Annotated in this window: 11 protein-coding genes (1 of these 11 cut by a window edge); 4 read left to right on the plus strand and 7 right to left on the minus strand. The window is 36.1% G+C overall.

Annotation, left to right across the window (positions count from 1 at the left end; all coding sequences use genetic code 11):
- A protein-coding gene (locus AABL52_RS23455) for an efflux RND transporter permease subunit (protein WP_341518535.1) crosses the window boundary here: on the plus strand, positions 1–1,889 show its 3' portion. It extends 1,156 nt beyond the left edge of the window; the window shows 1,889 of its 3,045 coding nt (coding positions 1,157–3,045); its start codon lies off the left edge, out of view; it ends in the stop codon at positions 1,887–1,889.
- Between the two features lie 43 nt (positions 1,890–1,932).
- Here the strand turns inward: AABL52_RS23455 and AABL52_RS23460 are convergent, their stop codons facing one another.
- From AABL52_RS23460 to AABL52_RS23475, 4 genes are all read right to left on the minus strand, one after another.
- Positions 1,933–2,457: an AAA family ATPase gene (locus tag AABL52_RS23460; RefSeq protein WP_341518536.1), complete on the minus strand. Its 525-nt coding sequence runs from the start codon at positions 2,455–2,457 to the stop codon at positions 1,933–1,935.
- 135 nt (positions 2,458–2,592) lie between these two features.
- Entirely contained in the window at positions 2,593–3,513 is a 921-nt protein-coding gene (gene pstA, locus AABL52_RS23465; RefSeq protein WP_000994130.1) for a phosphate ABC transporter permease PstA, read from the minus strand.
- Positions 3,514–3,515: 2 nt separating this feature from the next.
- Positions 3,516–4,406: a phosphate ABC transporter permease subunit PstC gene (gene pstC, locus AABL52_RS23470; RefSeq protein ID WP_000676674.1), complete on the minus strand. Its 891-nt coding sequence runs from the start codon at positions 4,404–4,406 to the stop codon at positions 3,516–3,518.
- Between the two features lie 71 nt (positions 4,407–4,477).
- Entirely contained in the window at positions 4,478–5,380 is a 903-nt protein-coding gene (locus AABL52_RS23475) for a phosphate ABC transporter substrate-binding protein PstS family protein (protein WP_000245096.1), read from the minus strand.
- Positions 5,381–5,889: 509 nt separating this feature from the next.
- On the opposite strand from AABL52_RS23475, the gene AABL52_RS23480 reads away from it, so the two are divergent.
- Genes AABL52_RS23480 through AABL52_RS23490 form a run of 3 tightly spaced genes read left to right on the plus strand, consistent with a single transcriptional unit; the run spans position 5,890 to position 8,244 of the window.
- Complete coding sequence (locus AABL52_RS23480; protein ID WP_000252990.1) at positions 5,890–6,147, plus strand: FeoA family protein; 258 nt, start codon at positions 5,890–5,892, stop codon at positions 6,145–6,147.
- Positions 6,144–6,866: a FeoB small GTPase domain-containing protein gene (locus tag AABL52_RS23485; RefSeq protein WP_000033846.1), complete on the plus strand. Its 723-nt coding sequence runs from the start codon at positions 6,144–6,146 to the stop codon at positions 6,864–6,866. The genes AABL52_RS23480 and AABL52_RS23485 overlap by 4 nt, the downstream gene beginning before the upstream one ends.
- Positions 6,844–8,244 (plus strand): nucleoside recognition domain-containing protein, encoded by a 1,401-nt coding sequence (locus AABL52_RS23490; RefSeq protein WP_000443588.1) that lies wholly within the window; start codon positions 6,844–6,846, stop codon positions 8,242–8,244. Before AABL52_RS23485 ends, AABL52_RS23490 begins: the two co-directional genes overlap by 23 nt.
- Before the next feature lie 211 nt (positions 8,245–8,455).
- On the opposite strand, the gene AABL52_RS23495 is transcribed toward AABL52_RS23490, so the two are convergent.
- From AABL52_RS23495 to gerLA, 3 genes are read right to left on the minus strand one after another with little or no spacing between them, the layout of a single operon-like run.
- Entirely contained in the window at positions 8,456–9,622 is a 1,167-nt protein-coding gene (locus AABL52_RS23495; protein WP_341518537.1) for a Ger(x)C family spore germination protein, read from the minus strand.
- On the minus strand, positions 9,606–10,730 hold the full coding sequence (gene gerLB, locus AABL52_RS23500; RefSeq protein WP_341518538.1) for a spore germination protein GerLB: 1,125 nt from the start codon (positions 10,728–10,730) through the stop codon (positions 9,606–9,608). The genes AABL52_RS23495 and gerLB overlap by 17 nt, the downstream gene beginning before the upstream one ends.
- Positions 10,731–12,209, minus strand: a complete 1,479-nt coding sequence (gene gerLA, locus AABL52_RS23505; protein WP_341518539.1) for a spore germination protein GerLA — start codon at positions 12,207–12,209, stop codon at positions 10,731–10,733. It lies immediately after the preceding gene.
- Between the last annotated feature and the right edge of the window lie 9 nt (positions 12,210–12,218).

Genomic DNA, 12,218 nt, shown 5'->3' on the forward strand with positions numbered 1-12,218 from the left:
CGGTTGCAGTTGGACGTCTCGTTGATGATAGTATCGTTGTCATCGAGAACATTTTCCGTCGTTTACAAAAAGAATCTTTCTCTAAAAATATTATTCTCGATGCAACGAAAGAGGTCTCCGTTGCAATTACTTCTTCTACTTTAACAACGGTCGCTGTTTTCTTACCTATCGGCCTCGTATCAGGAGTAATCGGAAAATTAATGTTACCTATGGTATTAGCAGTTGTATATTCTATACTATCATCCTTAATCGTTGCACTAACAGTTGTTCCACTTATGGCTTTTTTACTACTCAAAAAAACAAAACACAAAAAGCCAAGTTCTTCACCACGATATGTCGCTACATTAAAGTGGGCTCTTTCGCATAAATTCATTATTCTAATTACCGCCTTTTTATTATTCGCAGGATCGATTGCAGCCTATATATTACTACCGAAAGCGAACATAAAATCTGAAGACGACACAATGTTATCTATTAATATGACCTTCCCAGCTGATTACGCTCCTGAAACACAAAAACAAAAAGCCTTCGATTTCGAAAAGAAATTACTTTCTAATTCGGATGTAACGGATGTTATTTTACGAATTGGATCTAGCGCAGAAGATGCACAATGGGGGCAAACGACAAAAAATAATCTTGCCAGTATATTTGTAGTCTTCAAGAAAGGCTCTGATATTGATCAATATATTAAAGAGTTAAAGAAAGAACATAAAGCTTTCGAGCCTGCTGAACTAGATTATATAAAAACGAGTTATTCAAGCTCTGGTGGCGGCAACAATTTACAATTTAACGTAACAGCTACTAACGAAACGAATTTAAAAGCGGCTGCTACTATCGTCGAAACAAAACTAAAAGATATGGCTGCCCTTTCTAAAGTAAAAACAAATTTAGAAGACTCTAAGAAAGAATGGCAAATCCATGTTGATCAAACAAAGGCCGAACAACTAGGATTAACACCAGAATTAGCAGCACAACAAGTAGCATTCCTTATGAAGAAATCACCTATTGGTGAAGTTTCAATCAATAATGAAAAAACAACTATGCTAATAGAACACAAAAAAGAAAACATTGCTAAACAAGCAGACATTTTAAACACAAACATACTATCACCTATCAATGGACCAATCCCTTTAAAAGACATTGCAACTATTTCAGAAAAGCAACTTCAAACAGAAGTCTTCCATAAAGATGGAAAAGAAACGATTCAAATTACTGCCGAGGCCTCAAATGAAGATTTAAGTAAAGTAAGCGCAGAAGTAAACAAAACGATAGCTAACTTAGACTTACCTAGCGGCGCAAAAGTAACCATTGCAGGTGCAACCGAATCTATGCAAGAGAACTTTACAGACCTATTCAAAATTATGGGGATTGCAATCGGGATTGTATATTTAATTATGGTTATCACCTTCGGACAGGCGCGCGCCCCTTTTGCAATTTTGTTCTCCCTGCCATTAGCTGCTGTTGGCGGTATTTTAGGGTTAATCATTTCAGGAACACCTGTTGATGTAAATTCCTTAATCGGAGCATTAATGTTAATCGGGATTGTCGTTACAAACGCTATTGTATTAATAGAAAGAGTGCAACAAAATCGGGAACACGGTATGGAAACAAGAGATGCCTTACTAGAAGCGGGTTCCACTAGATTACGCCCAATTATTATGACGGCTATAACAACGATCGTCGCGATGCTTCCTCTCCTATTTGGTCAATCACAAGCAGGAAGCATGGTATCAAAAAGTTTGGCAGTCGTTGTTATCGGTGGTTTAGCGGTCTCAACCGTTCTTACATTAGTAGTCGTTCCAGTTATGTATGAATTATTAGATAAAATCGGGAGAAAAAGACGCTCTCGTAGAAAAATAAGCACTTCCACAGAAACACCTGATATTTAAAAGAAAAAGCGTTATCTTCATGAATGAAGATAACGCTTTTTCTCTATCTACTCATATAATCCATCATTTTTTCCACATACCGCTCTAGAGGTTCACTAGAATCCACAATAAGATATTCACTATTTAAAGGTCTTTCACTACCATCTAACCATTTTTTAAAAGCTACTTCCGAATCTACTCGTCCAATCTGACTGACCATACGCTTACGTATTTGCAGCCTATTATTAATCTCTTCCATATCATTAAGGTAACATTCGATATATTTATATTTTACACCATGTTTATCAGACAGTTTCATTCCCTTTTCAACCATCCCTTCATATAAACATGGACTATCCAATATCACACTATGCCCTTGTTCTAAATAAGAATCAATCAATACCCATTCAATATCGTATGATACTCCTCCAACAATCGTCGATTCAATCCCTTTCATTTCTAATGATTGTAACAATGCTGATTTCAAAACGTCATGATCTACAATTACAGCACCTGTTAACTTCCCTATATACTTAGAAACTGTGGATTTTCCCGATCCTGGAAATCCTGACATTTGTAGAAAAAACAAATTAACTTCCCCTCTCATCCGCACCTATTCATCTATATAATCAATTACAAATTCAACAACCCTTACATCCATTCCTTCTATATTAAAATACAAAAAGAACTCCCTACTTATAAATTGGGAGTTCCTCTTTATCATTTATGCCGCTTTTACTTTCTTCGTCGTTTTACTTTTTCTTTTCGTTCCTGTAAAACGTTTGTGCAATACAGATGCTACTAAGCGTGAAACAACGTTGAATAGTAATACCATAATAATTAATACAGCTGCAGATTTTGTCGCAATCAACTTTGCATCCGGAATAACTCCTTCAGAATTTAACTTCCAAATGTGAACCGCTAACGTTTCAGCTGGTCTAAATGGATTTAAAGGATGCGCAGGACTTGAGAAGTCCGCTGCTGAATTTAAAATCGGGGATGTTAAACCCGCTGTGTAAATCAACGCTGCCGCTTCACCAAATATACGACCCGCCGCTAAAATAATACCTGTAATAATTTGCGGTAATGACGACGGAATAATAATACGAGCAATTGTTTGCCACTTCGTTGCACCTAATCCAAGACTTGCCTCTTTTACATTATGAGGCACTTCTGAAATCGCATTTTCACAAACACGTGTTAAACCTGGTAAGTTTAAAATAGTTAAAGCAAGAGCACCACCCATTACCGTGTATCCCCAGCCTGTCATTGTAACGAACACTAACAAACCGAATAAACCAACAACAATAGAAGGTAAAGACGCCATTGTCTCAATACATAATCGAACAAAATTTAAAAAACGCCCTTGTTTTGCGTACTCTGCTAAATATATTCCAGCACCTAACCCAAGAGGAATAGATATAACAAGCGTTATAACAAGCATGTAGAAGGAATTGAATAACTGTGGACCAATCCCACCACCAGCTCTTGTATTACTTGGTTCTCCAAACAAGAAATTAGGATCCCAAAATCCCCATCCCTTTTGCAAAATTTCAAACACTAAGAATACTAGCAGAGCTACAACTAAAGCGGCAACTGCGTAAAAGATACCTGTCCAAATTTTATTTACCGTTCTTGCATTCATTATTATCGCTCACCTCTTTGCCCAATCGCTCGAATTACTAAAATAAACAGGAATGAAATAACAAGTAAAATCATCGCTAAAGTCCATAGCGCATTGTTCCAAGCAGTTCCGTTCAATGTATTTGTCATGTCCATTGTCAAAATACCAGTTAACGTTGCTGTCGGACTATATATTCCTTCTGGTAATTTAATTGTGTTCCCGATTACCATTTGAACCGCTAATGCTTCACCAAAAGCACGCGCTAAACCTAAAACAATACCTGTTAAAATCCCTTTTTTCGCAGCAGGAACAATCACTCGGCTAACCGCTTGCCATTTCGTTGATCCTAGACCGTAAGAAGCTTCTAAATAATCAAATGGAACAGAGCGTATTGCATCAGAAGCGATACTAGCAATAGTAGGTAAAATCATAATACTTAATACAACAATACCCGCAATTAAACTAAAGCCCACTCCCCCGAATGAATCACGTAATAGCGGCACTAAAATCGTAACCCCTAATAATCCGTATACAACCGAAGGAATACCAACTAATAATTCTAAAACAGGCTTCAATACTTTATTCCCAAACTTCGGCGAAATTAAATTCATGAATATAGCAAGAGCTATAGCAATTGGTGCACTAATAATAACCGCACCTAACGAAACTACTGTTGAACCTACAATGAAAATCAAAGCCCCAAAGGTTCCTTCGTCAGCATTCGGATTCCACTTTGTCGATGTTAACATCTCAGTAAATGAGATACCGCTTTGTGTAAAAGATTGAATACCTTTACCGCAAATAAACGCAATAATAGCTAATGTAATTAAAACAATAAAAATACCACAAAACGTAACAAGCGATCTTCCTATATATTCACTTTTTACGTAATTAATTTGTTTTTTCCCCTTCATCACAGGTCAGACCCCACTTCATAGATTGAAATGAACAGGACTGGCCTTGCAGCCAGCCCCATAAAATTTTATTACTTATTTAATTTAGACATTGGAATGTAGCCCATATCTTCTACTTGCTTTTCAAAGTCTTTACCTTTTACATAGTCAATGTAAGCTTTCGTTGCTTCTTTTGCCTCACCTTTTGTTACCATGTACTCGTAAGACCAGAATGGATATTTACCAGACGAAATATTTTCAACTTTCGGTTCAGAACCATCAATTTTCACTGTTTGTAGTGCACCTTTTTTATCGCCAACCATGTAAGACATTGCCAAATAACTTACTGATCCTGGCGTAGAATTGATTGCTTGCTCTACTGCACCGTTAGAATCTTGTGTAGTACCAGTTCCATCATTAATTTTCGCGTCTTTCATAACTGTCTTTTCAAATGTAGCACGTGTACCAGATGAAGCTGGACGGTTAATTACGTTGATTTTTTCATCTTTCCCGCCTACCTCTTTCCAGTTTGTTACTTTTCCAGTGAAGATATCTTGTACTTGTTGTACTGTTAAGTTATCAACTTTTACATCTTTATTTACGACAAGTGCGAATGCAATACCCGCAACCTTGTTATCTACTAATTCTTTCGCTTTTTCAGCATCTTTTATTTTATCTCCTGATGGAACATCTGAATTACCAATTTGTACTGCACCCGATGCTACTTGGTTAATCCCAGTTCCACTACCGCCACCTTGAACTTGAATAGAAACTTTCGAATTTTTTTCCATGAATTTCTTTCCAGCTTCCTCCGCAAGAGGTAGAAGAGCTGTAGAACCAGCCGCTGCAATCGTACCTGATAATTCTTGTTTTGTATTATCGCTTCCTTTAGCAGTTTCTTTACTAGCTGTATCATCTGCTTTCCCACATCCAACTAACGCTCCTGCCACCACTAAAGCCGCTAAAGAAAATTTAATACCTTTTTTCATAACCATGTCTTGTACCCCCATTTGGATTATCACTTTTCGAATTCATTTTCTTTCGAACACAAATTCATTGTAGGACAACAATATTATGTGAGTGTTAAGCAATCTTTAATTTTAAGTAAATGACGATAATAATCTTTAAAAGCTAGGAATCCCAACATTTATAGTTAAAGAACCCAACAAAATCCACACTAATTAAGCAGTAATGTAAATTTATTCTTAACAATGTAAATTCAATGTAAATGTTTTTTACTCTTTTCCCCTTTTACTTAAAAATACATTTACAAATCCATTATATTTTTTAACTTTTACACTCTTACTTCATTTACATTCAACAGAATTTCAGTAATATTTTTTAGTACAACTAAATAAATTGGAACAATTCTAAAAATAAATGAATATTTTTAAAGTACTAATTGACAGCATCATCCAATGTAGTCTACTATATTACTAACAAAAAGTTTACCTAAGGAAACTTTTTAAACTTAAACTAACAATATAGAGATGAGGTAACTTTTATGGTATCGGCTAATACAAAACCACTTTCTGAATTTAAGACAGGAGAGTTTGTACAGATTGAGAAGATACAATTAGAAGGAACTATGAAACGACGTTTATTAGATTTAGGATTTATCCCTGGGGCAACGATTAAAGTATTACAACGCAGTCCACTTGGAGATCCGGTCGCTTATCAAGTAAGCAATACAACTATTGCATTACGTAAGGAAGAAAGTTCCCTTATTTTCGGGGTATCAATAGGAGATGATTTCAGATGAGCAAACATCGCATTGCTTTAGCTGGCAACCCGAACACGGGGAAAAGTACATTATTTAATACTTTAACAGGCTTAAAACAACATACTGGAAACTGGACGGGAAAAACTGTTTTAAAAGCTGAAGGGGAATACGAACATAACGGAAGTAAATATACATTAATAGATTTACCTGGAACTTACTCACTATATTCAAATTCTGCGGATGAAGAAGTAGCAAGAGATTATATTATATTTGAAAAACCAGAAGTAACTGTCGTTGTTATAGATGCAACTGCAATGGAAAGAAATTTAAATTTAGCACTCCAAGTGATGGAAATGACGAACAACGTAGTCATTTGTATTAATTTAATTGATGAAGCGGAGAAAAAGGGCATCGTTATTGATGAAAAGAAATTAGCAAAATCGCTCGGTGTACCTGTAGTTAAGATTTCCGCTCGTAACCGAGTAGGTATTGGGCATTTGCTAAGCGTTATCGCTAAAGTAGCAAATAAAAAACTAATTCCAACACCAATTAAGGTTTCTTACAGTGAAAAAATTGAAAGTATGATTCAAGAATTAGAACCACAAATTTATAAAGTGTTCGGTGATACGTATCCAGCACGTTGGATTGCGTTACGTATATTAGATGGGGATAAAAATTTCTTAACTACACTTCAAAAACACCATAATGAACCACTTGTAAGGGAGGTCGTAATGAATGGAATCTCACTCAGCCAGTAAGGCTCTTCCATTAGACTATATTATTCAACATGCACAAGCACTCTCAAAAGAAGATATACGAGATGATATTGTCGGAGATATTTATCGAACATCTGCAAGCATATGTAAAGAGTCTGTTCAATATACAAATACTGATAAATTGTATCGTTCTGAAAAACTAGATAAAATTTTCACATCTCCCATCTGGGGATTCCCAATTATGCTCGGTATTTTATCTATTATTTTTTATCTTACAATTGCAGGCGCTAACGTACCGTCTGATATGATTGCTGAATTCTTCGGATGGGCCGAAGGATATTTAACATCTTGGTTCCAGGCAGCACATTCACCTGAATGGTTACATGGCATTTTAATCCTTGGTTTATTCCGTGGTATCGGTGCTGTTATTAGCGTTATGTTACCACCTATGGCAATCTTTTTCCCTATGTTCGCACTATTAGAAAACTACGGATACTTGCCACGTGTTGCATTTAATATGGACCGCTTATTCAAACGCTCCGGTGCACATGGCAAACAATCTTTAACAATGGCAATGGGCTTTGGTTGTAATGCAGCTGCTATTATGTCAACACGTATTATTGAATCACCACGTGAACGTATGCTTGCAATCTTAACAAACAACTTTGTTCCTTGTAACGGTCGCTGGCCTATGTTAATTTTAATGGCTTCATTATTTATGGCTGCTGGTTATACGGGTAGTATGCAAACATTAGTTACTGCTGGCGTTGTAGTTGGGATGGTTGTAATTGGTGTTATTATGACATTAACTGTTTCTTGGGTACTATCAAAAACAGCTTTAAAAGGTGTGCCAACTCACTACACTCTTGAGTTACCACCGTACCGTAAGCCAAAAGTTTGGAATACAATTGTACGTGCAACACTCGATAAATCTATTTATGTTTTAAAACGAGCTGTCGTTGTAGCTGCCCCTGCGGCTGCATTAACTTGGTTACTTGCTAACATTTTCATCGGTGACACAAGCTTACTTATGTATTTTGTAAACTTCCTAGATCCATTTGCTAAAATGTTAGGACTTGACGGGTTTATTCTAGCTGCGTTCATTCTTGGACTACCAGCTAATGAAATTGTTATCCCGATTTTATTAATGTCTTATTTATCAACTGGAGCTTTAACTGAAATAGATGATTTTAATCAAATTAAAAATCTATTCTTAGAAAATGGTTGGACTTGGTTAACAGCGTTAAACACAATGTTGTTCTCACTTCTTCATTTCCCATGTGGAACAACACTGGTTAACATATATAAAGAAACAAAAAGTGCCAAATGGACATTCTTATCGTTTGCAATCCCTACCGTTATCGCTATTGTTGTGACATTCCTCTCTACACAATTGGTACATTGGTTAGGGCTTGTATAAAAGCAAAGCATACATAGAAGGTATCCCCCTTCATATTTGCTTTGCACGAAAGAAACCTGAATTTATTCAGGTTTCTTTTTTTGTATATCAGTATTCCAAGGTTGTGCTCCATACGTTGTGATTTTTTTATGTATGTAGTATATGGCCCCCGGAAGAATTGCCATTAATATTGTGCAACTAATTCCTAATCCAGTAAACACCTTCCATCACCTTACTTTACTCTTTTTGGTAAAGCTGAACCTGAATGCTCAATTGTCGGATGAACATGAACAGTAATCTCAGCATTACTAAAGTAATTTTCACCTTGATCCCAATTCTTATCTATCTTCTTCCATTCTTTATAATTATGCCGCTTATATATTTCCCCTAACTCTAATACATCTACCTTATATTTTTTTTGAACAAGCTTAATCGATTTTTGAATGCGCTTCTCCATTTCCTCCGTGATGTTTTTCTTTAATCGCTTTTCGTTCATAATTTGTTTATGATCACTAAAATGCAACTCAGCCAATGTTCCTTCCAAAAACAAGTGAATATCGAACTTCGGTTTTGTAGCATTTTCTGTAGATACTTTAATCTTTCGACGCATTTTATGAATTTCATATGTAATAAGCTGGTCTTTTTTACGAATGGTAAAGAATCCTCCAATTTTCTTACCTATTATATAATTTATTCCAAATGTTTCTTCTCCATTCAAACTACCTACACACTTATTATCCTTCCCGCGAAACAACGCTGCCCCGTTCATTTGTACCCCTTGCTTTGTTAATTCAAGAATAGGTAATACGAAGCTTCGGTTGGAAATCATCTTTTCCTGAACTTCACCAATTCTTGCAGCCTCAATCATTTGAGCATTTTTCGGAGGATGTTCAGCTAACATATCAATATACTGCGCCGGTAAATTTTCAGGTTTAGCACTCTGCTTCAAAATAGCTTCTGCATTTTTCTTAGAAACGAACAAACGTATATTTCTTCTCATCTCATGATCACGAATATATACATCTAACGTATTTTGTAAAACATATGGATTCGACAATAAATCTTTAGAGAAAATGATCACTTGTATGTGCGGAAAGAATAGTGAGCGACTAATTTTTTTGGCAATAATTCGTATTTGCTCAAAGACACTATCTGCCTTCGCACTCACATTAATATAATTTTCGCTATCTCCACCACCTTGTCCACCTTGTTGCGACAATTTACTGGGGAGTACCATCTGATACGTCCCTTTCATAATTGGATTCGCTCTCTTTTTTTTCACAATATCATAGGCTGCACCTACTACAAATCCTCTTTCTTCTATTTCTTCTAACTCAGAGCACCCACTTATAGATCCAACTAAAACTATAAGCATTATGATTTTAAGAAGGTGTTTCATTTCTACCATTCCTTCTTTTTATTTTATATACAATAAAAACGAGCAAAGGCGCTAACACGACAAAGCCCATATCTATCCAAGCTAAATAAGTTCCGTAATTTGACAAGTCCTTCAAACTACTAGGTATCATATTCAGCATAAAAATAATCGGGGCACTTACGAAAATAAAAATATGTTTCTTCACTTTCGGAAACATAGCACAAAACAATAAAGATGCGACGTCATAATACATTGCTGTCGTGTTATAAATAGTAATAATCCAAGTAGTGAAAAAAATTGCATCAAATCTTTCTAAAAACCCTCCTCCAATTTCAATTTCTTTCCCTAATTCAATTGTTGGATACGTCAATCCACGGGTTGTCATATAAGTAAAAACACTAATACAAGTTACATAAATTAAAATGTATGACAACACGTTTACCATCACCGCTTTTGCAACTGCCATCGGTGCCTTTTTCACTGACTTATCGTTCAACATCACAGCATAAAACAGAGCTACCTCAAATCCGATAAATGTGAAAATAGAGTTTTTAACTCCTACAGCATATTGACTGACGTCCGTTTGAAAAGCTGGTAGTAAATTATTTATCTCCATTAAATTTATATTCAATAAAGAAAGCAGCACTATCGCAATTAAAACTATAGGTAAAAACAAAACGTTTAGCCTTACTAAAGCTGCTCTCGATCCTGCTATTCCATAAATAACAACTAATAGGAAAAAGAAAGACAATAGTTGCACTGGTGTATCACTAAACAAATACGTTTGTGAAATAATTGCAATCATTCGTGACTCATATGCTGTCAAAGCAGCAAACGTTAATACTAAAACGCTACTAATTGTGTATGCAACAGGCTTTGTTAAATGCGCACTCGTATATTGAACAAAGTTTTGTTTCGGGAATAAAATAGCTACCCTCGTTACAAACCAACCTAAAACTGCACATATCAATCCACCCAGAAGCAAAATAATCCAACCGTCTGAAAATAAAGTTTGCGTAGCAATATCTCGCGGCATAGATAATGCACCTATACCGATAATTGTTGACGATACCGCAAAACCAAGTTCCCGAGATCCAATTTCTTCATCCCCATATTCAAATGGTTTCAATTACTCTCGCTCCTTTGGACGTATTGTAGAATCTTTCGTTTGTAAGTACTCTGGTCTTTCTTTCAACATTGATTTTGGCAAGCGGATCATTTCTTCTTCCCAATCTTTATAAAATGCAGGAGCAATAGGCGTTGTATATGGCACCCCAACACTCTTTAAATTCGTAATATGAATCGCAAGTGCAATAAGAGCTAAAATGATTCCGTACAACCCAAAAGCAGTCGCTGCTAATACAAAGACAAAAAGTAAAATTCGAAACGTAATTGTTATGCTATATACAGGAAGTGAAAATGTAGCAATTGCAGTAACTGCAATAATAATTACTAAAAACGGATTTACAATCCCTGCGTTCACCGCAGCTTCTCCAATTACAAGACCACCTACAATCCCAATTGTTTGCCCCATCGGTTTTGGCAACCTAATTCCCGCTTCTCGTATTAACTCCATCGTTAATGCCATCATTAACGTTTCTATATATGCAGGAAACGGTACCCCTTCTCTCGCTCCCGCAATAGAATAAGCTAGTTTAGATGGAATAAGCCCTTGGTGGTATGAAACTAGCGCTACATACGTCGCTGGTAATAAAACCGCCATAATACCAGAGACCATTCGCAAAATCCTCAATAACGTCCCAATCACCCAGCGCTCGTAATGATCCTCTACAGATTGAAAAATATCAACAAATACTAGCGGAGCTATAAGGGCAAACGGTGATCCGTCCACCAAAATAGCTGCCTTTCCTTTCGCTAACGAGGCCACAATATTATCAGGCCTTTCTGTATTCAAAAACTGCGGAAACGGTGACAAATTATTATCTTGAATTAATTGCTCAATCGTACCCGTCTCAAAAACGACATCTGTCACTATGGATTGAAGACGCCGATCCAGCTCTTTCACAATATAAGGGTTAATAATATCTTCTATATATACTAGGGTTACTTCTTTCTGCGATCGCTTCCCCATAATATAAGATTGAAACCGTAAATTCGGATCACGTAAACCACGGCGAATTAACATTTTATTCACATTAATATCTTCATTTAATCCAACCCTCGGTCCACGTATTAAATCTTCTGTTACCGGCGGTTCTAAACTTCTTTTTTCCCAAGCTCTACTATTAATCACGATAGCAGTTTGAATATTATCAATTAATATAACCGTATCTCCTGCTAAAATCGCATTTATTATATCCGGAAATGTTGTCTTCTTACCGACTTCCGCAATAGAAATCAAACGATCCAATAATGTTTGAACAACATCTGCTTCTTTTTGTACTTCTTCATATTGAAGTGTACGAACTACATATTTATAAACATTATCCTTATCTGTTAGCCCACATAAAAAAATAACAGCACAGCGTGTAAAACTACCAGCAAGAGCAACCTCCCTAATTGTTAAATCATTAGGCGAACCTAACTCGTCCCTAATTTCTTTCATAACTTCAAATAAGTTACCTTTTAACTCTAACAATTCCCCCACCTAACTTCC

This window comes from Bacillus paramobilis, assembly GCF_038096195.1.
GTDB classification, from domain to species: Bacteria; Bacillota; Bacilli; order Bacillales; family Bacillaceae_G; genus Bacillus_A; species Bacillus_A mobilis.